Source organism: Ideonella oryzae, assembly GCF_024055665.1.
Taxonomy (GTDB): domain Bacteria; phylum Pseudomonadota; class Gammaproteobacteria; order Burkholderiales; family Burkholderiaceae_C; genus Ideonella; species Ideonella oryzae.
The window spans coordinates 99912-126298 of the sequence record NZ_JAMXMC010000007.1 but is presented as its reverse complement, the minus strand read 5'-3'; the positions used below and the strand labels follow the sequence as shown (position 1 = coordinate 126298).

The following is a 26387-nucleotide window of genomic DNA, read 5'->3' as shown; positions in this document are numbered from 1 at the left end:
GCCCAGGAGGACAGACAGCGGCATGCCACGGGGTTTCCTTCTTCTGATCGCGGCGCAGTTCACCTCGGCCCTGGCCGACAACGCGCTGCTCATCGTGGCCATCGCGCTCTTGCAGCAGCAGGGCCTGCCGGGCTGGTGGGCCCCGCTGCTGAAGTTCTCCTTCACGCTGTCCTATGTGCTGCTGGCGCCGGTGGTGGGCCCGCTGGCCGACGCCCTGCCCAAGGCCCGGCTGATGGCCTGGATGAACGCGCTGAAGATGCTGGGCCTGGGCGGCATGCTGCTGCCGCTGCACCCGGTGGCGGCCTATGCGGTGGTGGGCCTGGGCGCGGCCGGCTACGCGCCGGCCAAGTACGGCCTGGTGACCGAGCTGGTGCCGCCGCACCAGCTGGTGGCGGCCAATGGCTGGATCGAGGTCTCCATCGTCTGCGCGGCCCTGCTGGGCACGGTGCTGGGCGGGGGCCTGGTGTCGGCGCCGATGCTGGCGCTGGGTCTGAACGTGTCACTGGGCCTGCTGCTGGGCCTCTACGGCCTGGCCGCGCTGCTGCAGTGGGGCGTGCCCGACAGCGGGGCCCGCTACCCCGAGGCGGCCTGGCACCCGGTGGCGCTGGCGCGGGACTTCTGGGCTGCCCACCGTCGCCTGTGGCGCGATGCGGCCGGTGGCCTGTCGCTGGCGGTGACCACGCTGTTCTGGGGTGTGGGCGGGGTGCTGCAGTTCGCGGTGCTGCGCTGGGCCACCGAACGGGTGGGGCTGGGCCTGGACCGGGCCGCCTACCTGCAGGCGGTGGTGGCGCTGGGCGTGGTGGCCGGCGCCGCGCTGGCCGGGCGCTTCGTGCCGTTGCACCGGGCCCTGCGCGTGCTGCCGGCCGGCGTGGCGCTGGGCGGGCTGATCGCGGCGGTGGCGCCGCTCACCACGCTCGGTCCGGCCCTGCCGTTGCTGGTGCTGACCGGCGCGGTGGGCGGCATCCTGGTGGTGCCGATGAATGCGCTGCTGCAGCACCGCGGCCACCAGCTGCTGACCGCAGGGCGGTCCATCGCCGTGCAGGGCTTCAACGAGAACCTGAGCGTGCTGACGATGCTGGGCGTCTATGCGGGCCTGCATGCGCTGGCCCTGCCCCTGGTGCCGCTGATGATGGGCTTTGGCGGGCTGATCGCCGCCTTCATGCTCGTGCTGATGGCCCGGCGGCGCGCGTTGCGTCGCCAGGCGCGTCTGGGCGCGGGATGCTCAGGCGCGGGCCAGCGGTGAGGCGCTGACGCCGGCGCCGGCCTCCGTGCGCAGCACAGGGCGGCCGGCGATCAGGTCGGCGTAGAGGCGCTCGATCTGGTCGATGATGCGTTCCCAGCCCAGGCTCTCGGCGGTCAGGCGGGCGTTCTGGCCCATCACGCGCAGGCCTTCCGGGTCGCGCGCCAGGTCCACCGCCATGCGCTGGAAGGCCGCCATGTTGCCGAAGGGGGCGAGCATGCCCGAGTGCTGCGGGCGCACCAGCTGGGCCGCGGCCGCGTAGTCGAAGGCCAGCACCGGCAGGCCGCTGGCCATGGCCTCGGGCGTGACGTTGCCGAAGGTCTCGGTCAGGCTGGGGAAGAGCAGCAGGTCGGCGCTGGCGTAGTGGGCGGCCAGGTCCTCGCCATGGCGCATGCCGGCGAAGATGGCCTCGGGCAGGCGTTGCTGGATCTCCTTGCGGGCCGGGCCGTCGCCCACCAGCACCAGGCGGGCACGTGGTTGGGCCTGGCGCAGGGCCTCGTAGGCCTCGACCAGGGTGCCCAGGTTCTTCTCGGCGGCCATGCGGCCCACGTGCAGCACCACCAGCTCGTCGGGGGCCACGCCCCACTGCTCGCGCAGCGCGGCGCTGCGGCGCAGCGGATTGAACAACACCGTGTCCACCCCGCGCGAGACGACGACCACGTTGCGGAAGCCGTAGTCGCTGAGCTGGCGGCGCAGGCCCTCGTCGGGCGTCATCGTGCACTGTGTCAGGTTATGGAACTTGCGCAGGTAGGCCATGATGGGCTTGTGCAGCCAGCCCACGCCGTAGTGCTTGCTGTAGGCGTGGAAGTTGGTGCGGAAGTCCGAGCACAGCGGGATCTTCAGGTGGGCCGCGGCCTGCAGGGCCGACCAGCCCATCGGCCCTTCGGTGGCGATGTGCACGATGTCGGGCCGCTGGGTGGACCAGAGCTTGACCAGCGTGCGCTTGGAGGTCAGGCCCATGCGCAGCTGCGGATAGCGCGGGATGGGCAGGCCGCGCATCAGCACCTCGTGGAAGCTCTCGCCGTCGATGGCGCGCTCGCCCTTCTTCTGCCCCGGGCGGATGAGCTGCAGGTCGTGGTTGTGCGCCCGCAGCCCTTCCACCACGCTGGCGATGGTGCGGGCCACGCCGTTGACCTCGGGCGGGTAGGTTTCGGTGACCACCGCGATGCGCAGCGAACGTCGCTGGGCGGGGTAGTCGTCCACGACGATGTCGGCAACGGTGTTGTCAGGGCGCATGCGCCCATGGTGAGCACGCTTCGCAACAATCCGATGACGGTGCAACCCCACCACACGCAGGGAGATCGTCACGGCAGCTTCATCAAGCCTCGTCATGCTCCGGTCACTCATTTTTCTTGGAGCTGACCCGGTGAACGAGTTCATGAAGCTGCTGCGAGAGCAGCGTTGGGACGACCATCGCTTCTACCACCAGTGCCGCATCAACCAGTCGCTGCACCTGCTCAGCGCACTGAGCTTTCTGGTGGCGTACTTTTTGTTGTTCAAGGACCCGGCCGCGGCCGGCCTGCTGGGCTGGGGCGTGTCGATGGTGAGCCGCCAGGCGGGCCACTTCTTCTTCGAGCCGCGCGGCTACGACCGCGTCAACGACGTCAGCTTCCAGTACAAGGAAGACGTCAAGGTGGGCTACAACCTGCGCCGCAAGGTGGTGCTGATGGGCATTTGGGTGGCGGTGCCGGCGCTGCTGGCGCTGTCGCCCAGCCTGTTCGGTCTGATCGAGCCCGCCGGCGAGACGGGCGGGCTGGTGTCGGGCTACTGGCACGACGTGGGCATCTTCTGGCTGGCCCTGGGCGCCGGCGGCCTGCTGTTCCGCACCGTGCACCTGTTCTTTCTGCAGGGCCCGCTGGCCGGCCTGTGCTGGATGAGCAAGATCCTGACCGACCCGATGCATGACGTGATGCTGTACTGGAAGTCGCCCTTCTACCTGCTGCGCGGCCAGCGCCTGGATCCGATGGCGCATGTGGCCGAGCATGACCATGAGGCCGAGGATGTGTCGCTGACCTGAGGACTGCGAGCGCCCTCTGCGAAAAGGGCCCGCCGGTGCAAGCCGGCGGGCCCTTGCTGCTTCCGTGCGGCAGGGCCCCGCTCAGCAGGGAATGATCCGGACTTTGGACCAGCGCTCGGCGTAGCGCTTGCTTGCGGTGCGCTGGCGATAGGTGGTGACGTTGACCCGTGTCGGGTTGCGTCTCACCACGATGTCGAAGAGGTCCTGAAGCCCGTGCGGCGCGATGACCTGGAGCGTGCCGTCGGGCCGCAGCGTGAGGCCCACCGAGGTGGCGTACTCCGGCCAGGTTCCAACAGCTTCTTCGAGTGATCGGAGGGGGGCGACCGGATGGCCGAAGTGCTGCTCGAACCACAGGTGAACGCCCGCCTGATTGGTCACTTCCCATGGCAGATCGGGGTGGCTCAATGACAGGCTGCGCTGCAGCGCCGCGTCGCGCGCTGGCGTGAGGTCGGCTTCGTCGAAGTAGGCCACGTCGATGTCCGACAAGGCGGATGGGGCGGCGTGCTGGTGCAAGGCATCCCAAACCAGATTGCGCACAGCACCGGCGCCGATGCACCAGGAGGGCAGGCCGAGTGCCCGGACCGCCACAAGCGCTTCCATGAACCACGCCGACTGTCGCACCAGCTCGACGAGCCGGTCGGTCAATGCATTCTGTGACGATGGCATGTGCGGTTCGTCATGACCCAGGCATCGCCGAGGAGGTGTTGCCATGGGCAGCCTGCCACAGGCGAATGAGCTCACCTGGATCGCTGGGCTGCGTGTCGAACCTGGCCACGTCTTCCGGCAGGATGACCCAGGGCAGGGCGCTGCGGACCCACAGGTGTGCGATCGGGCTGAAGCGGTGGGATTCCTTCAGCGTGCCAGGAAACAGGATGGCGAGATCAGGCTGCGCGGCCGGTTCGGCCCACAGCCGGGTGTCGCACGCAGCACAGGCCCGGGCTCGCCGCGGTCGGCCCGGGCTGCCATGAAACGTCAGCAGCACTGCCTCGCCCGCAAGCACCTGCAGGTTTTGCCGGGCCACCCACAGGACCAGTCGCATGGCGCCGCCGGTTCGGCGTTGGCAATCCCGGCAGTGGCAGGCGTAGCAGGTGAGCGGTTCGGCGTTCAACTGGAACTGGACCTGGCCGCAGAGGCAATGACCGAGATAGGGCGGTGGCATGGACGAGGTATTCAGCCACCTCCGCGAGCACGATTCAGCGCTTGCGCCAGTGGGCGATCAGTTCGCGCAGGATACCGCGGCGGATGCCCTTGTCGCTCTGGCCGGGGGCCTGCCACCACCAGCCGTCGGCCTGCATGGCCTGGCCCGCGGCGACGAAACGGCTGGCGATGCGCTCGAAGTCCTCGTCGGTGGTGGCCAGGTTGAAGATCAGGCGGCCGGTGCCCACCCAGCTCAGCAGCAGGCCCTGGTCGCGCAGGTAGAACTGCAGCATCCAGTTGTAGCGCGAGGGCTGGGTGTACATGACGGTCCAGACGCTGGTCATGTTGGCCACCCGCACCGGCAGGCCGGCCACGGCCAGCCGCTCGTTGAGTCGGGCCGCGCGCGCGTCCTGCACGGTGTCGAAGCGGGCGTACATCGCCTCGGCTTCGGGCGTGTCCAGGTAGTCCAGGAAGGCGGCCATCGAGGCCATCACGTAGGGATGGGCGTTGAAGGTGCCGCGGGCGAAGCAGATGTCGGCCGGGTGGGCGTCGTTGAAGCGGCGCATCAGCTCACGGCGGCCGCAGACCACGCCCACCGGCAGACCGCCGCCCAGGGTCTTGCCGTAGGTGACCATGTCGGCCTGCACGCCGAAGTATTCCTGCGCGCCGCCGCGGCCCAGTCGAAAACCCATGAAGACCTCGTCGAAGATCAGCACGATGCCGCGCTCGGTGCAGACCTGGCGCAGCTGCTTCAGCCAGGCGGTGGTGGCGGCACGGTCGAAGTGGGCGCGGCGCGAGCTGTCCACCAGGGACGAGTCGCCCGGCGCGGCCTTGTTGGGGTGCAGGGCCTGCAGCGGGTTGATCAGCACGCAGGCGATGTCGTTGCGGGTGCGCAGCACGTGCAGGCTGCGCTCATCCTGGTCGCGCAGGGTGTAGGTCTCGCGCGGGGGCAGGGGGTTGCCGGGGCCGGGCTGCACGTCCTCCCACCAGCCGTGGTACGCGCCGCAGAAGCGCACCAGGTGGCGTTTCTTGGTGTGGTAACGGGCCAGGCGCACGGCCTGCATCACCGCCTCGGTGCCGGACATGTGGAAGCTCACCTCGTCCAGGCCCGACAGGCGCCGCAGCCGTTCCACATTGCCGGCCACGCAGGGGTGCAGGGTGCCCAGCACCGGGCCATAGTCCTGCACCAGGGCGCTGCCCTGGGCGATCAGGCGCTTGTAGACGTCGTGGCCGAAGAGGTTGACGCCGTAGGAGCCAGTCAGGTCGTCATAGACCTGGCCGTCCAGGTCGGTCAGGGTGCTGCCCTGCGTGGCCACGCCCACATTGCCCAGCTTGATGCGCTGGCGCAGGTAGGGGCTGAACTGGAAGGGCACGCGGTACTGGCTGGTGAACTGCAGGTCCGACAGGCCGGGGCGCAGCGCGTCCGTCCAGGCGATGGAGCGGGCGTGCTGCTCGCCCAGGCGCTGGGCCAGGGCGGCGAAGCCCTGGCGGCGCCGGGCCTGCACGTCGGCGGGGGCGTTGTCGCAGCCGAAGAACTGCTCGGTGTCATAGGCATAGCCGGGCAGCAGCCGGGCCACCCGCTGCGCCATGCGCGAGTGGCCGGTCAGCGAGGGGTGCTTGGCCATCGACAGCTGCAGGCGGCGAACCACCTTCGGTGCCAGGGTCAGCAAGGCGGCCGCGGCCACGGCGCTCAGGGTCAGGGTCTCGTTCATTTGTCACATCGTCCTGGGAGACTGCTCCCAAAGGCGTATCTGTACCCGCTGCTGTTGACATCCCCATGAAAGTGCTGCGTACCTGGCGTGACCGCCTGCTGCAACAGGAGGACCTGAACTTCCTGCTGACCAACCGGATTCCCCGTCTGGCGGCCACCCACGCGATGGGCTGGTTCAGCCAGATCCGCAGCCCGCTGCTGGCGCGGCTGTCCATCGGCGTGTGGCGGCTGTTCACCGAGCTGGACCTGAGCGAGGCCAGGCAGCAGCGCTTCGACAGCCTGCACGACTGCTTTGTGCGGGAGCTGAAGGACGGGGCCCGCACGGTGGACGCGGACCCGGCCGTGCTGGCCAGCCCCTGCGATGCCATCGTGGGTGCCTGCGGCACGGTGCAGGACGGCCAGGTCTGGCAGGCCAAGGGCTTTCCGTACACGGTGGCCGATCTGTTCGGCCACGCCGAGCGGGCGGCGCCCTACCGCGACGGCGTCTTCGTCACGCTGCGGCTGACCTCGGCGATGTACCACCACTTCCACGCGCCGGCCGATGGCACGGTGCAGCATGTGACCCACATCGCCGGCGACACCTGGAACGTCAACCCCATCGCGCTCAAGCGGGTGGAGCGCCTGTTCTGCAAGAACGAGCGCGCGGCCATCCACCTGAGGCTGGACCGCGGTGGCCACCCGCTGGCCCTGGTGCCGGTGGCCGCGGTGCTGGTGGCCAGCCTGCGCCTGAAGTTCATGGACCTGCTGCTGCACACCCGCTACCGCGGGCCGGACGAGCTGCCCTGCGACGCCCACGTCACCAAGGGCCAGGACCTGGGCTGGTTCCAGCACGGCTCCACCATCATCGTGTTCGCGCCCCCGGGCTTCACGCTGGCCGAGGGCATCGCGGTGGGGACGCGGGTGAAGATGGGGCAGGCCTTGATGCGCTGGTGAGCGCGGGGACTCAGGGGAGGCTCAATGGCTGTAGTACGGCCCCACCCAGGAGGCCGGCAAGGCGCCGGTGTGGCCCTGGTCTTCCAGGATGGCGCCTCCGCTGGCGGTGTTGTTCCGGTAGGTGAGCGAGCGGCCGCCCAGCACCAGGTCCAGTGAGGTGCGTGCGTTGCGCACAAAGGTGTTCGACTGCACCAGGACGTTCTGGATGCCTTCGGCCGAGCTGTCGTTTTCCGGGCTGATGGCCACCGTCCATTGGTTGGTGTCGGCCGCGTTGCCGAAGAGGTTGTGCGAGACCACCACCTGGTCTGAATACCAGGCGTCGTCGACATAGGCATCCGTGTAGGGCGTCAGGCCGCCGCTGTGCAGCTTGAGGCTGTGGTAGATGCCCGCCGGGTTGATGCCCTTGAGCTCGTTGTGCGCCACGATGGCCTTGCGCAGCTTGGTGAAGCGGGCGGTGTGGTACTTGGAGATGCCCATCACATTGCCCAGCATGGCGTACTGGGACCCGTCGCCATAGAAGTTGTAGCCGCCGTCGTTGAACGAGCCGGTGACGGTGTTCTCCACCACGAAGATCTGCTGGGCATAGTAGAAGGCGCTGGTGGGCACCACGCGGTAGGGATCGGCCTGGGCCCAGTAGCTCATGCCGCCGGTGTAGATGCTGTGGTTGTCGCTGGCCGAGCTCAGGTCGAGCCGATAGAGCAGGACCTGCTTGCCCAGGCTCTGCGTCACACCGTTGGCCACGGCCAGGTCCATGACGGCGATGTCGGTGGCGAAGTTGGCCGTCTGCGGGCGCGTGTCGCCGATGCCCACGGCGCTGACCACGGGCAGCGCGCCCGTCCCGAAGCTGCCCACCTGCACGCCGGCATTGCCGTCCGGGATGTCGATGTCGCCAAAGCTCTCGCCCCGGGCCAGCAGCACCCGCTTGCCATTCCAGCCGGTGCCGGTGGGCAGACCGGTGGCCTTGGCGGCGCCCGCTGGGCAACCGGTGTAGCGGCCTGCGCCAGAGATGCAGACGGTCTGGGTGCCGCCGTAGGCGCTGTCTGGCGAGGTGACGGTGACCGTCACTGCGGTGCTGGCCTGGTTGCCGGTTGCGGGGTCTGTGGCCGTGACCTGAACGGTGTAGGTCCCCGCCACATCAAAGACATGGGCGGCGATGGGGCCGCCGGTCTCGGTGTTCTTGGGCAGGCCTGACACGGCCCAGGTCAGGCCGCGGTCGTCGCCGAAGTTGAAGGCGTAGTTCAACTCGCGGAAGGAATCCAGACCCAGGGTGGTGGTCGTGCCGGTGGCGTCGAACTGAACGGCCAGCGGGGCGATGCCCGAGACGCGGGAGGCGGCGAGGGCGGCCGTCACGGGGCCGGCGGGCGTGGAGGGTGTCGAAGGCGTCGAAGGTGTGGAGGGCGCCGCGACCGAGGCGCCCGAGCCACCGCCGCAGGCCGTCAAGGTCGTGACCAGCAAGGTCACCAGCGTCGCGCGGATTCCAGTCGACATCACGTTTCTCATCCTGACTCATGAACGGTGGACGCCCTTGAACAAGGGCGGCTTGGCCCGATCGGCAAACGGCTGTGGCGTGCTGCGCTGCCGGACCAGGTGGCTCGAACTGCTGGGCCGGGGACGGCCAGAGGGAAATGTAGCCGTGAATGGCACGAAGCCTGGGGTTCTCGAGCCCGCCGGACGAGGACCCCGCCCTTATGCCCTGCGGGCAGAAGCTAGCGCGTTTTCAATGGTTGGGTTCTCATGTCGCCGTTTTGATAATGCGAAAAACGAGGAACCCGCAGGCGCCAAGTGGCAACCTGATCATCACGATGAACTTTCAGCAACTCAGATCCGTGCGGGAGGCCGCACGCCGAGGCTTCAACCTGACCGAGGTGGCCGAGGCTTTGCACACCTCCCAGCCGGGCATCAGTCGCCAGATCCGCGAGCTGGAGGACGAGCTGGGGGTGGAGATCTTCGTGCGCTCGGGCAAGCGCCTGACCGGCCTCACGCCCGCGGGCGAGCGGGTGCTGCCCTGGGTGGAGCGCCTGCTGCTGGACGCCGAGAACCTGCACCGTGCGGGTGAGGACTTCCGCCATGGCGAGGTCGGGATGCTGAGCATCGCCGCCACCCATTCCCAGGCCCGCTATGCATTGCCCAGCGCGGTGCATGAATTCTGCAACGGCCATCCCAATGTGCAGCTGCAGATGCACCAGGGCTCGGCGGCCCAGATCGCCCGCATGCTGCTGGAGGGCGTGGCCGACATCGGCATCGCCACCCACACGCTGGAGGACCAGCCCGAACTGGTGGCCCTGCCCTGCTACCGCTGGACCCACGTGGTCATCGTGCCGCAGGGCCATGCCCTGCTGGAAGGGCCGCTCACGCTGGACCGGCTGGCCGAGTTCCCGGTCATCACCTACGATGCGGGCGTGACTGGCCGGGGCAGCATCGACGATGCCTTTGCCCGTGCCGGCCTGAAGCCGCAGGTGGTGCTGTCGGCCATGGACGCGGACGTGATCAAGACCTATGTGGCCCTGGGCCTGGGGGTGGGCATCATCGCGGCCATCGCCTTCGACGAGGAGCGCGACACGGGTCTGCGCTCGGTGGACGCCCGCCACCTCTTTCAGGTCAACACCACCACGGTGGCCTTGCGGCGTGGCGCCCTGCTGCGCAGCTACGCCTACGAGTTCATCCAGACCTTTGCACCCCATCTGGCGCCGGACGTGGTGCGCCAGGCCCAGGCGGCGCCGGTGGGCACGCCCTCGGCGCCCCTGTGAGGCGCCGCCACGCGGTGCATGCTCAGTTCGCCGGGCCCGCCGGTTCGCGCAGCCAGCCCGCCAGATCGTGCACCACCTGGTCCAGGCGCAGCGGCTTGGTCCAGTAGTCCACCGCCCCGCCGGCCCGGGCGGCCGCCACATCGCCGGACATGGCGCTGGCCGACACGGCGATCACCCGCAGCCGCCCCTCGGCAATCGCCGGGGCCTGGCGTTGCAGCCATTCCAGCCCGCTCATGTCGGGCAGCTGCATGTCCAGCAGCACCAGGTCGGGGTTCTGTTCCGCCACCGCCTGCAGGCCGGCCGTGCCGGTGTCCACGCACTGCAGCGAGACGGTGGGGCAGCGCGCCAGCAGCTGCTGCATCAGCAGCTGGTTCACCGGGTTGTCTTCGATGTAGAGCACTCGGCCACCCCAGTCGGCGTCGGCGGTGGTGCCGGCGGCAGCGTCGGGGGCGGGGGCCGCGGCCGGGGGGGCCGGCGGCGTGCCCTCGGGCGCGGTGGGCAGCCACAGGTCCACGCGCGTGCCCTGGCCGGGCGCGCTGTGCAGCTGCAACTCGCCGCCCATCAGGCGCATCAGCTCGCGCGAGAGCACCAGGCCGATGCCCGTGCCTTCGGTGTGCGAGCGCTCGCGGCCCAGGCGGTTGAACGGCTCGTACAGGTGCTGCAGCTGATCGGCCGTCAGCCCCAGGCCGTTGTCGCAGACCTGCACCTGCAGTCGCCCGTCGTCCAGGCGCCGGGCCTGCAGCTTCACCTCCCCGTGGGGGCGGTTGTACTTGATGGCATTGCTCAGCAGGTTCAGCAGCACCTGGCGCAGCCGCAGCGGATCGGCCAGGATCACGGGCAGGTTCGCGTCCGGCGGCGGGCCTTCCAGTCCGATGCCGCTGGCCTGGGCCTGGGGCGCGGCCAAGGCCAGGGCCTCCTGCAGGCAGTGGGCCGGGTCGATGGCCCGGGCTTCCACCCGCAGCTGGCCGTTCTCGATGCGCGAGAGATCCAGCACGTCGTTGATCAGGGCCAGCAGGTGCCAGCCGGCCTGTTGCACCAGCTCCACCTGTCGGACCTGGGTCGAAGAGAGCGGATCCTGCCGGCCGGACAGCAGCAGCTGGGTGAAGCCCAGCACGGCATTGAGCGGCGTGCGCAGCTCATGGCTCATGCGGGAAAGAAAGGCCGTCTTGGCCTGGTTGGCCGATTCGGCGGCAATGCGCGCCAGGTGATCCTGCTCGGCCGCCTTGGCCTGAGAGACATCGCGGGCCACCACCGTCAGGCGCAGGCTGTCGCCCTGGCCCACCCGGGAGATCGAGGCCTCGATGGGGAACACCGAGCCATCGGCACGGCAGCCGTGGATGAGCCGGCCGCTGCCCATGCGCCGGGCTTCTGCGCCGCTGTCGATGAACTGCTGCACCAGGGCGGCATGGCGGTTGCGCCACTCACCCGGGATGAAGCGGTCCAGCGTCTGCCCCAGGGCTTCCTCGGCGTTCACCTGGAACATCTGTTCGGCGGCGCGGTTGAACAGGCAGATCCGCTGGTGCGCATCGATGCTGACGATGGCGTCGCTGGCGTTGTTGACCAGGTCGGCAAACTCCTGGTCGCGACGCAGCAGCTGGCGTTCGGCCTGGCGCCAACCCGAGATGTCGTTGAGCAGCACATACAGGCAGGGCTGCCCGCCCAGCGTCACCGGTTCGATGTTGGCCAGCACCTCGCGTGCGTCTTGTGGCCCGCCCTCGCGTCCCAGCGTCACGACCAGCGGGGCGTTGTGCACGCGGCCCTCCCGGTGCAGCCGCTCCAGCAGCGCACTGCGCTCGCCGGCCGACCGCCACAGGCCCAGTTCCAGGGTGCGGCGGCCCAGCAGCGCGCTTTCCTCCCGCGCCATGAAGCTCTGGAAGCTGGTGTTGATGGCCAGCACCGTGCCGTCGGTCATGCGGGTGATGCACATGGGCATCGGCGTGCGGGCGAACAGGCGGGCGAAGTCGCTGGCCTCCAGGGTCAGCTGCCGCACGATGGCGCACTCGTCACCCAGGCGGCGGTAGCGCTTGTCGATGCCCGCCAACTGTCCGTCGGCGGTGCGTCGGGCCCGGGCCGTCAGGCTGACCGGCAGCAGATGGCCGGACTTGTGCCGTCGCCGGGTGTAGAGATGGAGGATGTTTTCGCCCTGCGCCAGCCGGTGGGCAATCCAGAGGGACTCGTGCCGATGCGATTCCGGCAGCAGCAACTCCGCGCCCTGCCCCAGGGCCTCATGCTCGGCATAGCCGAACAGGGCTTCGGCGGCAGGGCTCCAGCGCTCGATCCGGCCTTGCGAGTCCTTGGCAATGCAGGCGTCATCGGGCAGCACGGCCTCGGTGGGGGCCGGTGCCGGTGTCGGACAGGGGCAGGCGGAAGGAAGGGACAACTGCGCGGACATGAAGAAGCCGGCCTGCGCATCCACGTCGATGCGGGCCGACAGATTTCAATGTACCTGCCCAGGGTGGCCCAGGGGAATGTCCTGAGGCCGCCGTCCCGGCGTCATTTGAGATAAGTCAAGTTCTTGTCACGAGACGTATCTGACCTATAGGGGGCTATAGGGCCTCGTCAGGCCGCGCGGCTCAAACCCCGACCTGACCGAAACGGGTGATCCGCCGCGGCTTCAGGTGCACCCGGCTGCCCGGGGCCAGGCCCAGCTCGCGCTGCAGGCCGCGCCAGGCCTCGCGGGAGAGCTCCACGTCCACCAGGCTGCCGTCCTCCTCGCGCAGGAACTCGATGCGGGTGTTGGGCCCCACGGTGAGGGTCTGCGACAGCGTCACCGACCAGGTGTCGGCCTGCGGTTGCGCGACGATGTCCAGCTCGTGTGGCCGCACATAGCTCACCGCCTCGCCGGCTTCGGTGCGGCGGTGGAAGAGGTTCACGTCGCCCAGGAACTTCAGCACGAAGGGCGTGGCCGGCTGGTCGTAGACCTCGTCGGGCGAGCCCTCCTGCTCGATGCGGCCCTGGTTCATCACGACGATGCGGTCGGCCACCTCCATGGCTTCCTCCTGGTCGTGGGTGACGAAGACGCTGGTCACGTGCATCTCGTCGTGCAGCCGGCGCAGCCAGCGGCGCAGCTCCTTGCGCACCTTGGCGTCCAGCGCGCCGAAGGGCTCGTCCAGCAGCAGCACCTTGGGCTCCACCGCCAGCGCACGGGCCAGGGCCACGCGCTGGCGCTGCCCGCCGGAGAGCTGGTGCGGGAAGCGGCCGGCCAGGGTGTCCAGCTGCACCAGGTGCAGCAGCTCCTTGACCTTCTCGCGGATCGCCGCCTCGGACGGGCGGCTGGCACGCGGGCGCACCCGCAGGCCGAAGGCAATGTTGTCGGCCACGGTCATGTGGCCGAACAGGGCGTAGTGCTGGAACACGAAGCCCACGTTGCGCTCGCGCACCGAGACCTCGGTGGCGTCCTCGCCGTGGAACAACACGCTGCCCTCGTCGGGCTGCTCCAGCCCGGCGATCATGCGCAGCAGCGTGGTCTTGCCCGAGCCCGAGGGGCCCAGCAGCGCCACCAGCTCCCCGGAGGGGATGTCCAGGTTCAGGTGGTCGCAGACGGTCAGCGGGCCGAAGCGCTTGACCAGGTGGCGGACTTCGATGCTCATGCGGGGGCTCCTTCAGCGACGTCGTCCGCGCCATGGGACGACAGGGTGTGCTTGACGCGCTGCTCCACCAGGTACTTCAGCACCAGGGTCACCAGGGCCAGACCGGCCAGCAGCGAGGCCACCGCGAAGGCGGCGGCGAACTGGTATTCGTTGTAGAGAATCTCGATGTGCAGCGGCAGGGTGTTGGTGCTGCCGCGGATGTGGCCGGAGACCACCGACACCGCACCGAACTCGCCCATGGCCCGCGCATTGCACAGGATCACCCCGTACAGCAGGGCCCACTTCACATTGGGCAGGGTCACCTTCCAGAAGATCTGCCGGCCATTGGCGCCCAGCACGCGGGCGGCCTCCTCCTGCTCGCTGCCCTGGGCCTGCATCAGCGGGATCAGTTCGCGGGCGACGAAGGGAAAGGTCACGAACACGGTGGCCAGCACGATGCCAGGCACTGCGAAGATGATCTTCAGGTCCTGGTCGCGCAGCCATTCGCCCCACCAGCCCTGCAGGCCGAACACCAGCACATAGATCAGGCCGGCGATGACCGGGCTGACCGAGAAGGGCAGGTCGATCAGGGTGAGCAGCAGGTTCTTGCCGCGGAAGTCGAACTTGGCGATGGCCCAGGCGGCGCAGACACCGAACACCAGGTTCAGCGGCACCGAGATGCCTGCGGCGATCAAGGTGAGCTTGACCGCCGAGAGTGCGTCGGGCTCGACGATGGCCGCGATGTACACGTCCCAGCCCTTCTTGAAGGCCTCGACGAAGACGGCCACCAGGGGCACGAAGAGGAACAGCGACAGGAAGGCCAGGGCCAGCGTGATCAGCGTGAGCCGGACCCAGGCCGGCTCGGCCGTGGCCTGCAAGGCCGAACGGGCGGGCAGGGCGGTGAGGGGGGAAGACATGGCGGGGAGACTCCTGGCTCAGCGGCCCTGGCGCCGACGCGACCAGGCCTGGATGAGGTTGATCAGCAGCAGCAGCGCGAAGGCGGTGACCAGCATCACCACCGCGATGGCGGTGGCGCCGGCGTAGTCGTATTGCTCGAGCTTGGTGATGATCAAGAGCGGCGTGATCTCCGAGACCATCGGCATGTTGCCGGCGATGAAGATGATCGAGCCGTACTCGCCCAGAGCGCGGGCGAAGGCCAGGGCGAAGCCGGTCAGCAGGGCCGGCGCCAGCGTGGGCAGGATCACGTGCACAAAGGTCTGGCCGCGCGTGGCGCCCAGCGTGGCGGCGGCCTCCTCCAGTTCGCGCGAGAGGTCCTCCAGCACCGGCTGCACCGTGCGCACCACGAAAGGCAGGCCGATGAAGGTCATGGCCACGAAGACGCCGGTGGGCGTGAACGCCACCTGGAACGGCAGCCACTGCCCGATCCAGCCGTTGGGCGCGTACAGCGCGGTCAGCGCGATGCCGGCCACCGCGGTGGGCAGCGCGAAAGGCAGGTCCACCAGGGCGTCGATCACCCGCTGGAAGGGAAAGCGGTAGCGCACCAGCACCCAGGCCACCAGCAGACCCGCCGCGGCATTGAGCAGGGCGGCGGCCAGCGAGGCGCCAAAGGTCAGCCGGTAGGAGGCCAGCACCCGTGGCGAGGCCACGGCGGCCCAGAAGGCGTCCGCGCTGAGGGTGAAGGTCTTGAGGAAGACCGCGCTGAGCGGCAGCAGCACGATCAGGCCCAGGTAGAACAGCGTCAGGCCCAGCGACAGGTCGAAGCCGGGCAGCACGCTGCGCTGGCGCAGCAGCAGCCGGGACAGCAGCCCCTGGGGCGACCGGCGTGGCCGGGGCCCGGATGGGGCCAGGGCGGCGTCAAGGGGCGGTGTGGCGGCGTTCATGGTGGGGTGGGCGTGGGCCGCTCATGCGGTCTGCGTGGAAGTACATGCGTGAACAGATGCTAGGCAGCCCCCTGATGACAAGGAACGAATCAAAACGCGCTTCGATATGCGAAAGACGTTGTCTGGTGCAGGGCGGCGTGATCCGCCCCACAATCGCCGGCCTGTCATGACCGACCGAGGAACGACCATGGATCCCCGCCACTGGACCCTCTACCTGGCGCCGGGCACCTGCGCCCAGGCCACCCACATCGCGCTGTGCGAGGCGCAGGCGCCCGTCCAGCTGCGGCGGGTGGACTTTGCCGGTGGCCAGCAGCGCAGCCCGGCCTTTCTGGCCCTGAACCCGCTGGGCCGCGTGCCGGCCCTGGTCACCGAGCGTGGTCCCCTGGTGGAAACGCCGGCCCTGCTGGCCTTCGTCGCCCAGGCCTTTCCCGAGGCCCGGCTGGGGCCGGTGGACGATGCCTTCGCCTGGGCCCGCCTGCAGGCCTTCAACAGCTATCTGGCCAGCACGGTGCATGTGGCCCATGCGCACAAGTTCCGCGGCGCGCGCTGGTCCGACGATCCGGCAAGCTTGGAGCCGATGAAGGCCAAGGTCGGCCCCAACATGCACGAGGCCTTCACGCTGATCGGCCGCGACTGGTGGCAAGGCCCCTGGGTGTTCGGCAGCCAGTGCACCGTGGCCGACCCCTATCTCTACACGATCGGCGAATGGTTGGAGGGCGATGGCGTGGACACCGCCGCCTTCCCCTGGCTGCTGGAACACCGCGAGCGCATGCGCGCGCGGCCGGCGGTGCAGCAGGCCCGGGCCCAGCTGCAGGCCCTGGTGGAGGCGTCCGCATGAGCGCGCTGCCGGACATCCCGCTGACCACGCTGGACGGTCAGGCCGCCAACCTGCGCGACCACGCGGGCCAGGCCCTGCTGGTGGTCAATGTGGCCAGCCAATGCGGCTTCACGCCCCAGTACGAAGGGCTGGAGGCCTTGCAGCGCCGCTTCGGGCCCCAGGGCTTTGCGGTGCTGGGCTTTCCCTGCGACCAGTTCGGCCACCAGGAGCCGGGCGATGCCCAGGAGATCCGCCAGTTCTGCAGCCTGCGCTACGAGGTCAGCTTCCCGATGTTCGGCAAAATCGCGGTGAATGGGGCCGATACGCATCCGCTGTACCGCTGGCTCAAGCACGAAGCCCCCGGGCTCTTGGGCACCGAGGGCATCAAGTGGAACTTCACCAAGTTCCTGGTCGGCCCGGACGGGCGGGTGCTGCGCCGCTATGCCCCGCTGGACAAGCCCGAAGGCCTGGCCGCGGACATCGAGGCGGCGTTGCCCCGCCCCTGAAGCATTGGCTCACTTCTTCGCGTAGATCGCGTCGAAGACGCCGCCGTCGTTGAAGTGGGTGGACTGGGCCTTGGCCCAGCCGCCGAAGGTGTCGTCGATGGTGAAGAGCTTGAGCTTGGGAAAGAGCTTGTCGAACTGGGCGGCCACCTTCGGGTCCACCGGGCGGTAGTAGTTCTCGCCGGCGATCTTCTGGCCTTCGGGCGAGTACAGGTACTCCAGGTAGGCCTGGGCCACGGCCCGGGTGCCGTGCTTGTCCACCACCTTGTCCACCACCGCGACCGGCGGCTCGGCCAGGATGCTGACCGAGGGCACGACGATCTGGAACTTGTCCGGGCCCAGTTCCTTGACGGCCAGGAAGGCCTCGTTCTCCCAGGCGATCAGCACGTCGCCGATGCCGCGCTCGACGAAGGTGGTGGTCGAGCCGCGGGCGCCCGAATCCAGCACCGGCACGTTCTTGTACAGGGCCGCGACGAAGTCCTTGGCCTTGGCCTCGCTGCCGCCGGGCTTCTTCAGCGCATAGCCCCAGGCCGCCAGGTAGTTCCAGCGTGCACCGCCGGAGGTCTTGGGGTTGGGGGTGATGATGCTCACGCCTGGCTTGGTCAGGTCGTCCCAGTCCTTGATGCCCTTGGGGTTGCCCTTGCGCACCAGGAACACGATGGTCGAGGTGTAGGGCGAGCTGTTGTGCGGCAGGCGCTTCTGCCAGTCGGCCGGGATCAGCTTGGCCACGCCATGCAGCTCGTCGATGTCATAGCCCAGCGCCAGGGTCACCACATCGGCCTCCAGGCCGTCGATGACCGAGCGGGCCTGCTTGCCCGAGCCGCCGTGCGACTGCTTGACCGTCACCACGTCGCCGGTCTTGCCCTTCCAGTAGGCGGCGAAGGCCTTGTTGTAGTCCTGGTAGAGCTCGCGCGTCGGGTCGTAGGACACGTTGAGCAGCGTGACGTCCTTGGCGAAGCTGGGCAGGGCGGTGGCGGCCAGGGTGGCGGCCAGCGCCAGATGGCTCAGGCGGGACAGGGCGGTACGGCGGGACGGCATGGGCTTCCTTTGAGGCCGCGGTGCGGCAGATGGGATGTGTCCCATGCTAGGAAGCCCGCCTGCAGCGAGGAACGAATCAAAACGCGCTTCCTTATGCGCGCCGCGCACAAGCCCGGCGGGTCGTGTGCGCTCAGGCCGCCTGCTGCACGTCCAGCTGCAGGGCCAGGCGCATGCGCACCGCGACCCGCTGGCCGCAGGCGTCGGTGGCGTCGGCCCGGCCTTCGTTCAGCAGCGCGGCCGTCAGGTCGGCGGGGTCCAGCCGGTAGCCGGCCACGCGCAACTGCCGGCCCAGGGTCAGCAGCAGGCCCGGGTGCGCCTGCAGGAGCTGGATCGACCAGGCGGTGGGATCCAGGGTGAGGGCCAGCGTGGCAGGGTGCGTCGTGGCGGACATGGCATGGCTCCTTCTGCGGGGGAAGTCAGTCCATGATCTGGCCGGGCCCCGCCAGCGCGAACGACTTCTTTCGCGCAAGCTAGCCCGGTGGGTGCATATCGGCCCGGGCTTCAACCCACGCGCAGGGCCTGGTCTTCGGCCAGACCGGCCACCGCGCGGGCCAGGGCCCGCACCGGTGCGTCGGCCAGCGGCCGCAGGGACGGGGCCTGCTGCAGCAGGCGCTCGGCCACCTGGGCATGCGGCAGCACCGTGCCGTGGAACACTGGCTGTCCGTCGCGCAGCAGCAGTAGCGTGGGGAAGTTCTCGATGTCCGGGATGTCCTCGTCGCCGTCCTCCAGCGCATCGGCGTGGTCCTCGATGTCGATCCACACCAGGTGCGCCTCGGGGTGCTGGGCGGCCAGGGCCTGGAAGGCCTGCTGGTAGCTCACGCAGGTGGGACACCAGGCCGCGCAGAGGCAGGCCAGCAGCAGGGCGGGGGAGGACGACTCGGCGGTGGACATGGCCGGCAGTGTGCCACCGCCGCGGGGCTCAAGGGCCCGAGGGGATGATCTGCGCCACCGGCTCGGGCGCCAGCAGGCTGCCCTCGCGCAGGCCGCGCCAGGTGGCCATCAACAGGCCCAGGATGATCAGCGAGCACAGGGCCAGCAGCACCGGGCCCAGCACGGCCAGCCCGTCGCCGGGCCGGGCCAGGCGCAGGGTCAGGCTGGCCAGGGCGGCCAGCGGGAAGGACAGCGCCCAGTGCATCACCGAGAAGGCCAGGGGCTGCAGCCGGCGCGCCAGCGTGGCGGCCCAGCCCAGGGCGAACAGGGCCATGCCCCAGAACAGCCAGCCCAGCGCCAGCGGGGCGCCCAGCTCCAGCACCGCGCTGCCGCAGACGGCCGGCGGCGCGATCAGGATGAAGGCGGTGGGCAGCAGGCGCTCGGGCATCGGGCCCTGCACCAGGCTGCGGGCCCCCAGCAGGGCGAGCACCACCGGCCACAGCAGCAGGCCGATGCCGAACTGGGCGGTGGCCCAGTCGCCATGCCCCAGCGCGACGCCACCCAGCGGCGCCACCACATTGCCCACCACCGGGATCAGCAGCGCCGGGGTGATGCTCGGCCAGGCCAGGCCGCCTTGTTCCTTGGGCCGCCACCAGCGGGCCATCACCCACAGCGTGACGCCGAACTGCCCCAGCGAGCCCAGCCACCACAGCCCGCGCACGGCCGGGTGCGGCCCCAGGGCCGCCACGCCCACCGTGGCCAGCAGCAGCGTGGCCACCGGCAGGGTGGCCACCAGGGTGTGGCGCACCGGGTGTTTCAGGTCCTCGGCCCAGGCCTGCGGGTGGCGCTGCCAGCGCAGCAGGCTGGCCACCCCCAGGGCCACCCAGGCCAGGGCCGCGGCCAAGCCACAGACCAGGGCGATGCCGGTGGCCATCTCGCCCATCAGCGGGGCGGCCCGCCACCAGGCCAGCGACAGGCCGCACAGGCCCATGGGGATGGCGAACCAGCCGGGGGCCAGGTGCTTGAGCGGGGTGGGGGAGGACGCCATGGGTCAGAGCCGATCGAGGGGAATCTTGAGGTAGCGGGTGCCATTGTCCTCGGCGGGCGGCAGGTGGCCGGCCCGCATGTTGACCTGCACCGAGGGCAGCAGCAGCGTGGGCATGGCCAGCGTGGCGTCGCGCTGGCGGCGCAGGGCCACGAAGTCGGCCTCGTCCACCCCGTCGTGCAGGTGGATGTTGGCCGCCCGCTGCTCGGCCACCGTGCTGCTGAGCTGCGGCGCCTGGCCGGCGGCCGGGTAGTCGTGGCAGAAGTACAGGCGGGTGTGCGGCGGCAGGGCCAGCAGGCGGCGCACCGAGCGGTAGAGCACCGCCGCATCGCCGCCGGGGAAGTCGCAGCGCGCGCTGCCATAGTCCGGCCGGAACAGGGTGTCGCCCACGAAGGCCGCCGGCTGGGCGTCGTCTTCCAGCAGGTAGCTCATGCAGGCGGGCGTGTGGCCGGGGGTGTGCAGGGCGCGCAGGCGCAGCGAGCCGATCTGGAAGACCTCGTCGTCGGTGAAACGGTGGTCGAAAGCCCGGCCGTCCGGCACGAAGCCCGGTTCGGCATTGAACAGCCGCCCGAAGGTCTGCTGCACGGTGACGATGTGCTCGCCCACGCCAACCTGCCCGCCCAGCCGCGCCTTCAGCCAGGCCGCGGCCGAGAGGTGGTCCGCGTGCACATGGGTCTCCAGGATCCAGACCACCCGGGCCTGCAGGGCCTGCACCCGGTCCAGCAGGCGCTGGGCGCTGGCGGTGGATGTGCGGCCCGAGGCGGGGTCGTAATCGAGTACCGTATCGATCAGGGCGCAGTCCCGGGTGACCGGGTCCAGCACCAGGTGGCTGAAGGTGTGGGTCGCCGGGTCGTGGAATGATTCGATCTGTGCCTGGAGGGTCATCGAGAGCCGTCCTCTGGTTTTGATACCGTGGTGGGTATATTAGCCCCCCACCAACAACCGTTCGTGCAATGAGTCAATTCTGGGATGAGCGTTTTGCCGAGCCCGGCTTCAAGTATGGCCTGCAAGCCAATGCCTTTCTGCGACAGCAGGCGCGGGCCTGGCCGGCGGGCCGGGTGCTGCTGCCTGGCGATGGCGAGGGCCGCAACAGCGTCTGGCTGGCCGAGCAGGGTCACTCGGTGCTGGCGGTGGACAGCTCGGCCGTGGGCCTGGCCAAGGCGGCCGAACTGGCGGCCCGGCGCGGCGTGAGCGCGCGTTGGACGGGCGAGCAGGCCGATCTGGCCGACTGGGCGCCGCCGCCCGCAGCCTTCGACGCGGTGGTGCTGGTCTATGTCCACCTGCCCTCGGCCCTGCGCACCGGCCTGCACCGCCGGCTGGTGGCGGGGCTGCGGCCGGGCGGCCGCCTGCTGATCGAGGCCTTCCACCCGGCGCAGCTGGGCCACACCAGCGGCGGGCCACGGGACGTGGACATGCTGGTGACGCTGGCCGCCCTGCGGGCGGACTTTGCCGGGCTGTTGACGGAGCAGCTGGGCGAGGAGGCCGAGGTGCTGCTGGACGAAGGACCCGGCCACCAGGGCCCGGCCCGGGTCACCCGCTATGTGGGGGTGCGCCCGTGAACGGCGTGGACACCTGGAGCACCTGGGCCGGTCTGGTGATTGGCAGCATCATCGTGCTGGCCTACGAGCTGCGCGTGCTGGTGATGGGCCGGCGCGAGCCCGAGCGCGTGGCGCGGGCCGCCCACGCACGCATGCGTGGGGACTGGGTGCGGGCGCTGGCCGAGAAGCCGGGCTTCGAGATCGTCGCGGTGCAGACGCTGCGCAACTCGCTGATGTCGGCCACCATCTCGGCCTCCACCGCGGCGCTGTGCATGATGGGCGCGGTCAGCCTGGCGGGCTCGCAGCTGGCCGCCGGCCTGCACACCCTGCGGCCCAGCTCGGTGACGCCGCTGGACATCCTGGGCCTGGCGCTGATGGTGGTGCTGTTCAGCTCCTTCGTCTGCTCGGCCCTGTCGATGCGCTACTACAACCACGCGGGCTTTGCGATGTCCATGCCCGCGGGCTCGCCCGAGCGCGTGGCCCTGGTCCCGCTGGCCACCGACTACCTGACCCGTGCCGGCTATCTGTATGGCTGGGGCTTGCGCACCTTCCTGATGGTGGCGCCGCTGGTGGGCGGCATCGTCAACCCCTGGCTGATGCCACCGGCCAGCCTGGGCTTGGTCTGGGTGCTCTGGCAGTTCGACCGGCCCGGCGCCATCGACTGACGCTGACTCAGGCCGCCGCTGGGCGGCTGCCGCGGCGGCGCACCCGCACGATGACGTCCACCGCCGCCAGCTCCAGGCCCTCGCCCAGGGCGGGCAGGCCCAGCACCTGCAGCGCCTCGGCGGGCACATCGCTCACCTCGCCGGTGTCCTCGTGGTACAGGTGGTGGTGCGGCGCCAGGTTGGAGTCGTAGACCGTGGCCTCGCCATCGATGGGCAGCTCGCGCAGCAGGCCCTGCCGCACAAACAGCTGCAGCGTGCCGTAGACCGTCGCCCGCGACAGGCTGGGCAGCCACCGCCGCGCGGCGGCCAGAACTTGGTCGGCCGTCATGTGGCAGGGCTGGCGCAGCAGCACCTCGGCAATGGCCAGGCGCTGCAGCGTGGGGCCGATGCCGGCCTGCTGCAGGCGGACCTGCAGGGCGGTGTCGGGTGTGGCCGGCATGGCGTCTCCAGTCTTCAGTCGAAGGGATGGGGACGCGGGGTGGCATCCGTGGAGGGCGGCAGGATGGGCAGCGTGATGTGCGGCTGCTCGCCGGTCAGCGTCTTCAGGAAGGCCACGATCTTGGCGTTCTCGACGTCGCTGAACTGGCGTCCCAGCTGCAGCCGGCCCATGGTGTCCACCGCCTGGGTCAGCGTGGCGGCCTCGCCGTCGTGGAAGTACGGGTAGGTCAGTTCCACATTGCGCAGCGTGGGCACCTTGAAGTTGAAGCGATCGGCGTCCTTACCCGTCACCCCGGAGCGGCCTTCTGCGCCGTTGGCGGTCTTGTACGGAGACACGATGCCGAACTTCTGGAAGGAGTTGCCGCCCACCGCCGGGCCGTTGTGGCAGGCCACGCAGCCGCTGTCCTTGAACAGCTTGTAGCCGGCCAGTTCGTCGGCGGTGATGGCCTTCTTGTCACCCTTGAGCCATTGGTCGAAGCGGGCATTGGGCGTGACCAGGGTCTCCTCGAAGGCTGCAATTGCCTTCGTCACCTCGTCGATGGTGATGGCGTCCTGCTTGAACACCTTCTTGAACTCGGCCCGGTAGCCCGGGATGGAGCTCAGGAACTCCACGGCCAGGCCGTGCGAGAAGGCCATCTCGCCCGGGTTGGCGATGGGGCCGCCGGCCTGGGCCTGCAGGTCCTTGGCGCGGCCATCCCAGAACTGCGCCAGGTTCATGCTGGAGTTCAGCACCGTGGGCGCGTTGATCGGCCCCTGCTTCCAGTGGTCGCCGATGGAGGTCTTGAGGTTGTCCGTGCCGCCCATGCTCAGGTTGTGGCACGAGTTGCAGGAGATGACGCCCGACTTGGACAGGCGCGGCTCGAAGTAGAGCTTCTTGCCCAGTTCCACCATGGCCGGGTTGCCGGGCTTGGCGGCCGGGATGGGCTGGATCGGTTCGGCAGGCGTGGCGGCCAGGGCGGCGCTCAGGGCCAGCGGCAAGGTGGCCAGCAGGGCGGGAATCCTCTTGAGAGTCATGATCGCTCCAACACACCCCCCGCGCGAGGCGGCCCAAGCCGTCAGCCGCGCCGCGGGGAGTGGTGGAGCGAGGCTGGCCCGTCTGGATCCGGCTTGGACTCAGTCCAGACGTTGGACGCATTACAGCCTCGGGGGGAGCCCGTCAGATTGCGCCGCCGCAAGCCGCAGTCTTCCCATTGCGGAACCTGCGTGCGCCTTGCGTTGGCGCAAACCGCGCTGCCGCGGCGCTCAGCGTGGCATGTCGGGGCCGCCGTCACGCGGGCCCGGGCCGCCAGGGCCCATCGGGCCGGGATGGCCCATGCCATGCGCCATGCCATGTCCCATGTGCTCGCGCATCTCCCGGCCCATGCGGGCGAAGTGCTGGTCGGCCAGGGTCTGTTGCGCCGGGGTCAGCACGGCATACAGATCCGCCACCCGGTCACGCAGGGCCTGCATGTCCTTCAGGTGCTCCTGCATCTGGGCCAGCTGCTGGGCCATGCGTTCGGGGGCATGCATCTGGGCCTCGGCCTTCGGGTCGGGGCGCTGGGCGAAACGCTTCTTCATTGTTTCGGCCTGCTGGCTCACCTGGGTGGCAAAGCCCTGCCAGGCCTTGTCCTGGGCGGGGGTGATCTTCAGCTCGGCCTTCAGCCGGGCCAGGTGGTCCTTGGCCCGGGCCACCGGGTCGAAGTTGCCGCGCTCGGCGCGGTGGTGCCAGCCCGGGGCCGGTGCCGAGGCGCCGGGCGGGGGCGCCACCGGGGCGCTGGCGGTCTGGGCCTGGGCGCCCAGCAGGCCGAGGGACAGGGCCGCACCGGCCAGAACGGGCAGCAGGCGGCGGGGAGCAGAGGCGGTGAGTCGGCGCATGGCGACAATCTCCTGGAGTTGGTTCATCACGGTGCCCATTGCACCGCTGCCATGTCAGCCCTGCGTGTCAGGCAAGGCCCTTTTTGTCAATCTGGGTTGCCGGAACGCGGCTTGACATGCTGCGTTACAAAACCGCTGGTCAGCCGGACCGGTTGACGTTGCAATCACGCCCATGAATGCTCCCCTGCTGTCTCCCCAGGATGGCCGTGCCGACGGCCCCGACCATGTGCTGATCGTCGACGACGATGCCGAGATCCGCACCCTGCTGGCCACCTACCTGGGCCGCAACGGCTTCAAGGTCAGTGCCGTGGGCGATGGCCGGGCCATGTGGCGGGCGTTGGAGGCCACGCGCTTCGACCTCATCGTGCTGGACCTGATGCTGCCCGGCGAGGACGGCCTGACCCTGTGCCGCGACCTGCGGGCGAAGTCCGACATCCCGGTGGTGATGTTGACCGCCCGCGGCGAGGAGACCGACCGCATCGTGGGCCTGGAGATGGGCGCCGACGACTACCTGCCCAAGCCCTTCAGCGCCCGCGAGCTGATGGCGCGCATCAAGGTCATCCTGCGCCGGGCGCGCAGCCTGCCCAGCAACCTGCAGCCCGACGGCGCCCGGCGCCTGCAGTTTGCCGGCTGGGTGCTGGACACCCAGGCCCGCCAGCTCGAATCGCCCGACGGGGTGGTGGTGGCCCTGAGCGGCGCCGAATACAAGCTGCTGCGGGTGCTGCTGGCCCACCCCAACCGGGTGCTCAACCGTGACCAGCTGCTGGACCTGACCCAGGGCCGCGAGGCCGATCCGCTGGACCGGGCCATCGATGTGCAGATCAGCCGCCTGCGCCACCGCCTGGGCGACGATTCGCGCGACCCGCGTGTCATCAAGACGGTGCGGGGCGAGGGCTATGTGCTGGCCGCTGCGGTGACGGTGCAAGCATGAGCGGCGGTGAGCGGACCTCCGCCACCCGCCGCTGGCGCTGGTGGCCCCGCACCCTGTACGGCCGCCTGCTGGGCGTGCTGCTGATCGGCCTGGTGGCCGGGCAGGGCCTGAGCCTGTGGATCAACCTGGCCGAGCGCGACCGGGTGGTGCAGCGCAGCACCGGCCTGCAGCCGGCCCGGCGTGTGGCAGACCTGGTGCTGCTGCTGGACACGCTGGATGTGGTCGAGCGCCAGCGCTTCGTGCGCCTGATGGACGCGCCGCCGCTGCGGGTGCGTCTGCTGGAGGCGCCCGAGCCCCTGCAGGCGCCGGGCCCGGCCGCCACCGCCGCGCCCGAGGCCGCGCTGGCGTTCTACCGGCAGGGCCTGCGCCAGGGGCTGGGCGATGAGCGCCCCTTCGAGCTGGCGGCCTGGCAGGTGATGCCACCGCCGCGACCCGGGCCGCTGGCCGAGCCGCCGGAGCCGTCGCCGCTGCCAGCGTCCAGTGCCTCGCCGGCCGATTCGCGGGCCGCCTGGCGGGCCCAGCGTGCCGAGCGCTGGCATCACCACGCCGGCCTGGTCTTCGTGGCCCAGGTGCCGCTGCAAGGCGGGCAGTGGCTGCGGCTGGAGAACCGGCCCCTGGTCGACGACACCCCGTTGCCCTGGCGGGTGCCGGTGTCGCTGCTGGTGCTGGCCGTCACCGTGGCGGCCCTGAGCTGGTGGGCCGTGCGCCGGGTCACCCGGCCGCTGGCCGACCTGGCCCGCGCGGCGGATGGCCTGGGGCGGGACCTGCGGCAGGCGCCCCTGCCCGAAACAGGACCGCAGGAAGTGGCGCAGGCCAACCGCGCCTTCAACCGCATGCAGCAGCGGCTGAGCCGCACCCTGGAGGGGCGCACCCGCATGCTGGCGGCCATGTCGCACGACCTGAAGACGCCGCTCACCCGCATGCGCCTGCGTGCCGAGCTGCTGGACGACGAGGACCTGCGCGCGCGCATGGAGCACGACCTGGACGAGATGGGCCAGATGGTGAGCGATGCGCTGGACCACCTGCGCGGCCTGGAGCAGGCGCAGGAGCGCCGGCCGGTCGATGTGATGGCGCTGCTGGAGAGCCTGCAGGCCGACCAGCAGGCGATGGGGCGCGACGTGCAGCTGGCGGGGGCGTGCGAGCGCCCCTGGCTGGGCGGGGCGGCGGCACTGCGCCGCTGCGTCAGCAACCTGGTCGACAACGCGGTGCTCTATGGCCAGCGCGCGGTGCTGGACGTGCAGGACAGCCCCGAGGCGCTGACCATCCGCGTGCGGGACGCCGGTCCGGGCATTCCGCCCGAGGCGCTGGAGCAGGTCTTCGAGCCCTTCTTCCGGCTGGAGGCCTCGCGCAACCGGGTCACCGGCGGCAGCGGGCTGGGCTTGGCCATCGCCCGCCAGATCGCCGAGGGCGCGGGGGGCACGCTGAGCCTGCGCAACCACCCGGAAGGTGGGCTGGAGGCCACGCTGCGCTTGCCGCGCTGAGGCGTGGCGAAG

27 protein-coding genes are annotated in these 26387 nt (G+C 70.1%); 10 read left to right on the top strand and 17 right to left on the bottom strand.

The window, feature by feature from the left end:
- Positions 1-22: 22 nt before the first annotated feature.
- The gene (lplT, locus tag M0L44_RS13230) at positions 23-1243 is read left to right on the top strand and encodes a lysophospholipid transporter LplT (RefSeq protein WP_252770165.1); all 1221 of its coding nucleotides are present in this window, start codon (positions 23-25) and stop codon (positions 1241-1243) included.
- Here the strand turns inward: lplT and M0L44_RS13225 are convergent.
- Complete coding sequence (locus tag M0L44_RS13225) at positions 1223-2476, bottom strand: glycosyltransferase family 4 protein (RefSeq protein WP_252770164.1); 1254 nt, start codon at positions 2474-2476, stop codon at positions 1223-1225. The genes lplT and M0L44_RS13225 overlap by 21 nt on opposite strands.
- Positions 2477-2606: 130 nt before the next feature.
- Between M0L44_RS13225 and M0L44_RS13220 the strand changes: the two genes are divergently transcribed.
- Positions 2607-3257, top strand: coding sequence for a hypothetical protein (locus M0L44_RS13220; RefSeq protein WP_252770163.1), 651 nt, complete (start codon positions 2607-2609; stop codon positions 3255-3257).
- 81 nt (positions 3258-3338) lie between these two features.
- Here the strand turns inward: M0L44_RS13220 and M0L44_RS13215 are convergent, their stop codons facing one another.
- The 3 genes from M0L44_RS13215 to M0L44_RS13205 are packed head-to-tail and all read right to left on the bottom strand — an operon-like array spanning position 3339 to position 6106.
- Complete coding sequence (locus M0L44_RS13215) at positions 3339-3923, bottom strand: nucleotidyltransferase family protein (RefSeq protein WP_252770162.1); 585 nt, start codon at positions 3921-3923, stop codon at positions 3339-3341.
- Between the two features lie 10 nt (positions 3924-3933).
- A complete protein-coding gene (locus M0L44_RS13210; protein WP_252770161.1) occupies positions 3934-4416 on the bottom strand; it encodes a GFA family protein in 483 nt (160 codons plus the stop codon).
- 34 nt (positions 4417-4450) lie between these two features.
- Complete coding sequence (locus M0L44_RS13205) at positions 4451-6106, bottom strand: aminotransferase class III-fold pyridoxal phosphate-dependent enzyme (protein WP_252770160.1); 1656 nt, start codon at positions 6104-6106, stop codon at positions 4451-4453.
- Positions 6107-6171: 65 nt separating this feature from the next.
- Between M0L44_RS13205 and asd the strand changes: the two genes are divergently transcribed.
- Complete coding sequence (gene asd, locus M0L44_RS13200; RefSeq protein WP_252770159.1) at positions 6172-7038, top strand: archaetidylserine decarboxylase; 867 nt, start codon at positions 6172-6174, stop codon at positions 7036-7038.
- A 21-nt stretch (positions 7039-7059) separates the two neighbouring features.
- On the opposite strand, the gene M0L44_RS13195 is transcribed toward asd, so the two are convergent.
- Positions 7060-8526 (bottom strand): PKD domain-containing protein, encoded by a 1467-nt coding sequence (locus tag M0L44_RS13195; protein WP_252770158.1) that lies wholly within the window; start codon positions 8524-8526, stop codon positions 7060-7062.
- Positions 8527-8840: 314 nt separating this feature from the next.
- On the opposite strand from M0L44_RS13195, the gene M0L44_RS13190 reads away from it, so the two are divergent.
- Complete coding sequence (locus tag M0L44_RS13190) at positions 8841-9785, top strand: CysB family HTH-type transcriptional regulator (protein WP_252770157.1); 945 nt, start codon at positions 8841-8843, stop codon at positions 9783-9785.
- A gap of 22 nt (positions 9786-9807) precedes the next feature.
- On the opposite strand, the gene M0L44_RS13185 is transcribed toward M0L44_RS13190, so the two are convergent.
- The 4 genes from M0L44_RS13185 to cysT all read right to left on the bottom strand — a co-directional run bounded on the left by M0L44_RS13185 (position 9808) and on the right by cysT (position 15195).
- Entirely contained in the window at positions 9808-12165 is a 2358-nt protein-coding gene (locus M0L44_RS13185; protein WP_252770156.1) for a PAS domain S-box protein, read from the bottom strand.
- Positions 12166-12358: 193 nt separating this feature from the next.
- Positions 12359-13375 carry a sulfate/molybdate ABC transporter ATP-binding protein gene (locus M0L44_RS13180; RefSeq protein ID WP_252770155.1) on the bottom strand — a complete coding sequence of 339 codons (1017 nt, stop codon included), beginning with the start codon at positions 13373-13375 and terminating at the stop codon, positions 12359-12361.
- A complete protein-coding gene (gene cysW / locus M0L44_RS13175; protein ID WP_252770154.1) occupies positions 13372-14271 on the bottom strand; it encodes a sulfate ABC transporter permease subunit CysW in 900 nt (299 codons plus the stop codon). The genes M0L44_RS13180 and cysW overlap by 4 nt, the downstream gene beginning before the upstream one ends.
- Before the next feature lie 18 nt (positions 14272-14289).
- Positions 14290-15195: a sulfate ABC transporter permease subunit CysT gene (gene cysT / locus M0L44_RS13170; protein ID WP_252770153.1), complete on the bottom strand. Its 906-nt coding sequence runs from the start codon at positions 15193-15195 to the stop codon at positions 14290-14292.
- Positions 15196-15382: 187 nt separating this feature from the next.
- On the opposite strand from cysT, the gene M0L44_RS13165 reads away from it, so the two are divergent.
- The gene (locus M0L44_RS13165; protein ID WP_252770152.1) at positions 15383-16033 is read left to right on the top strand and encodes a glutathione S-transferase family protein; all 651 of its coding nucleotides are present in this window, start codon (positions 15383-15385) and stop codon (positions 16031-16033) included.
- On the top strand, positions 16030-16518 hold the full coding sequence (locus tag M0L44_RS13160) for a glutathione peroxidase (RefSeq protein WP_252770151.1): 489 nt from the start codon (positions 16030-16032) through the stop codon (positions 16516-16518). The genes M0L44_RS13165 and M0L44_RS13160 overlap by 4 nt, the downstream gene beginning before the upstream one ends.
- 9 nt (positions 16519-16527) lie before the next feature.
- Here M0L44_RS13160 and M0L44_RS13155 read toward each other — a convergent pair whose 3' ends face one another.
- From M0L44_RS13155 to M0L44_RS13135, 5 genes are all read right to left on the bottom strand, one after another.
- Positions 16528-17553: a sulfate ABC transporter substrate-binding protein gene (locus tag M0L44_RS13155; protein WP_252770150.1), complete on the bottom strand. Its 1026-nt coding sequence runs from the start codon at positions 17551-17553 to the stop codon at positions 16528-16530.
- A gap of 130 nt (positions 17554-17683) precedes the next feature.
- Positions 17684-17944 carry a hypothetical protein gene (locus tag M0L44_RS13150; RefSeq protein ID WP_252770149.1) on the bottom strand — a complete coding sequence of 87 codons (261 nt, stop codon included), beginning with the start codon at positions 17942-17944 and terminating at the stop codon, positions 17684-17686.
- A 110-nt stretch (positions 17945-18054) separates the two neighbouring features.
- Positions 18055-18444 carry a thioredoxin domain-containing protein gene (locus tag M0L44_RS13145; protein ID WP_252770148.1) on the bottom strand — a complete coding sequence of 130 codons (390 nt, stop codon included), beginning with the start codon at positions 18442-18444 and terminating at the stop codon, positions 18055-18057.
- A 28-nt stretch (positions 18445-18472) separates the two neighbouring features.
- Positions 18473-19471 carry an SLAC1 anion channel family protein gene (locus tag M0L44_RS13140; RefSeq protein ID WP_252770147.1) on the bottom strand — a complete coding sequence of 333 codons (999 nt, stop codon included), beginning with the start codon at positions 19469-19471 and terminating at the stop codon, positions 18473-18475.
- Positions 19472-19474: 3 nt separating this feature from the next.
- Positions 19475-20353: an MBL fold metallo-hydrolase gene (locus M0L44_RS13135; RefSeq protein WP_252770146.1), complete on the bottom strand. Its 879-nt coding sequence runs from the start codon at positions 20351-20353 to the stop codon at positions 19475-19477.
- A gap of 68 nt (positions 20354-20421) precedes the next feature.
- Here M0L44_RS13135 and M0L44_RS13130 point away from each other — a divergent pair, with 68 nt between their 5' ends.
- Both M0L44_RS13130 and M0L44_RS13125 read left to right on the top strand, forming a co-directional pair.
- Complete coding sequence (locus M0L44_RS13130; protein WP_252770145.1) at positions 20422-21027, top strand: class I SAM-dependent methyltransferase; 606 nt, start codon at positions 20422-20424, stop codon at positions 21025-21027.
- 5 nt (positions 21028-21032) lie between these two features.
- Complete coding sequence (locus M0L44_RS13125; RefSeq protein WP_252770144.1) at positions 21033-21671, top strand: DUF599 domain-containing protein; 639 nt, start codon at positions 21033-21035, stop codon at positions 21669-21671.
- 7 nt (positions 21672-21678) lie between these two features.
- On the opposite strand, the gene M0L44_RS13120 is transcribed toward M0L44_RS13125, so the two are convergent.
- The 3 genes from M0L44_RS13120 to M0L44_RS13110 form a co-directional block, all read right to left on the bottom strand.
- The gene (locus M0L44_RS13120; RefSeq protein WP_252770143.1) at positions 21679-22110 is read right to left on the bottom strand and encodes a Fur family transcriptional regulator; all 432 of its coding nucleotides are present in this window, start codon (positions 22108-22110) and stop codon (positions 21679-21681) included.
- Between the two features lie 14 nt (positions 22111-22124).
- Complete coding sequence (locus M0L44_RS13115; protein WP_252770142.1) at positions 22125-23123, bottom strand: cytochrome-c peroxidase; 999 nt, start codon at positions 23121-23123, stop codon at positions 22125-22127.
- 228 nt (positions 23124-23351) lie between these two features.
- Positions 23352-23963 carry a Spy/CpxP family protein refolding chaperone gene (locus tag M0L44_RS13110; RefSeq protein WP_252770141.1) on the bottom strand — a complete coding sequence of 204 codons (612 nt, stop codon included), beginning with the start codon at positions 23961-23963 and terminating at the stop codon, positions 23352-23354.
- Between the two features lie 172 nt (positions 23964-24135).
- Here M0L44_RS13110 and M0L44_RS13105 point away from each other — a divergent pair, with 172 nt between their 5' ends.
- Positions 24136-24894, top strand: a complete 759-nt coding sequence (locus M0L44_RS13105) for a response regulator (protein WP_252770140.1) — start codon at positions 24136-24138, stop codon at positions 24892-24894.
- Entirely contained in the window at positions 24891-26375 is a 1485-nt protein-coding gene (locus M0L44_RS13100) for an ATP-binding protein (protein WP_252770139.1), read from the top strand. Before M0L44_RS13105 ends, M0L44_RS13100 begins: the two co-directional genes overlap by 4 nt.
- Positions 26376-26387: the final 12 nt, after the last annotated feature.

Coding starts and splice junctions, on each gene's coding strand:
- lplT (WP_252770165.1), top strand. CDS start 23: ATGCCACGGGGTTTCCTTCTTCTGATCGCGGCGCAGTTCACCTCGGCC.
- M0L44_RS13225 (WP_252770164.1), bottom strand. CDS start 2,476: ATGCGCCCTGACAACACCGTTGCCGACATCGTCGTGGACGACTACCCC.
- M0L44_RS13215 (WP_252770162.1), bottom strand. CDS start 3,923: ATGCCATCGTCACAGAATGCATTGACCGACCGGCTCGTCGAGCTGGTG.
- M0L44_RS13210 (WP_252770161.1), bottom strand. CDS start 4,416: ATGCCACCGCCCTATCTCGGTCATTGCCTCTGCGGCCAGGTCCAGTTC.
- M0L44_RS13205 (WP_252770160.1), bottom strand. CDS start 6,106: ATGAACGAGACCCTGACCCTGAGCGCCGTGGCCGCGGCCGCCTTGCTG.
- asd (WP_252770159.1), top strand. CDS start 6,172: ATGAAAGTGCTGCGTACCTGGCGTGACCGCCTGCTGCAACAGGAGGAC.
- M0L44_RS13195 (WP_252770158.1), bottom strand. CDS start 8,526: ATGTCGACTGGAATCCGCGCGACGCTGGTGACCTTGCTGGTCACGACC.
- M0L44_RS13190 (WP_252770157.1), top strand. CDS start 8,841: ATGAACTTTCAGCAACTCAGATCCGTGCGGGAGGCCGCACGCCGAGGC.
- M0L44_RS13180 (WP_252770155.1), bottom strand. CDS start 13,375: ATGAGCATCGAAGTCCGCCACCTGGTCAAGCGCTTCGGCCCGCTGACC.
- cysW (WP_252770154.1), bottom strand. CDS start 14,271: ATGTCTTCCCCCCTCACCGCCCTGCCCGCCCGTTCGGCCTTGCAGGCC.
- cysT (WP_252770153.1), bottom strand. CDS start 15,195: ATGAACGCCGCCACACCGCCCCTTGACGCCGCCCTGGCCCCATCCGGG.
- M0L44_RS13165 (WP_252770152.1), top strand. CDS start 15,383: ATGGATCCCCGCCACTGGACCCTCTACCTGGCGCCGGGCACCTGCGCC.
- M0L44_RS13160 (WP_252770151.1), top strand. CDS start 16,030: ATGAGCGCGCTGCCGGACATCCCGCTGACCACGCTGGACGGTCAGGCC.
- M0L44_RS13155 (WP_252770150.1), bottom strand. CDS start 17,553: ATGCCGTCCCGCCGTACCGCCCTGTCCCGCCTGAGCCATCTGGCGCTG.
- M0L44_RS13150 (WP_252770149.1), bottom strand. CDS start 17,944: ATGTCCGCCACGACGCACCCTGCCACGCTGGCCCTCACCCTGGATCCC.
- M0L44_RS13145 (WP_252770148.1), bottom strand. CDS start 18,444: ATGTCCACCGCCGAGTCGTCCTCCCCCGCCCTGCTGCTGGCCTGCCTC.
- M0L44_RS13140 (WP_252770147.1), bottom strand. CDS start 19,471: ATGGCGTCCTCCCCCACCCCGCTCAAGCACCTGGCCCCCGGCTGGTTC.
- M0L44_RS13135 (WP_252770146.1), bottom strand. CDS start 20,353: ATGACCCTCCAGGCACAGATCGAATCATTCCACGACCCGGCGACCCAC.
- M0L44_RS13130 (WP_252770145.1), top strand. CDS start 20,422: ATGAGTCAATTCTGGGATGAGCGTTTTGCCGAGCCCGGCTTCAAGTAT.
- M0L44_RS13120 (WP_252770143.1), bottom strand. CDS start 22,110: ATGCCGGCCACACCCGACACCGCCCTGCAGGTCCGCCTGCAGCAGGCC.
- M0L44_RS13115 (WP_252770142.1), bottom strand. CDS start 23,123: ATGACTCTCAAGAGGATTCCCGCCCTGCTGGCCACCTTGCCGCTGGCC.
- M0L44_RS13110 (WP_252770141.1), bottom strand. CDS start 23,963: ATGCGCCGACTCACCGCCTCTGCTCCCCGCCGCCTGCTGCCCGTTCTG.
- M0L44_RS13105 (WP_252770140.1), top strand. CDS start 24,136: ATGAATGCTCCCCTGCTGTCTCCCCAGGATGGCCGTGCCGACGGCCCC.
- M0L44_RS13100 (WP_252770139.1), top strand. CDS start 24,891: ATGAGCGGCGGTGAGCGGACCTCCGCCACCCGCCGCTGGCGCTGGTGG.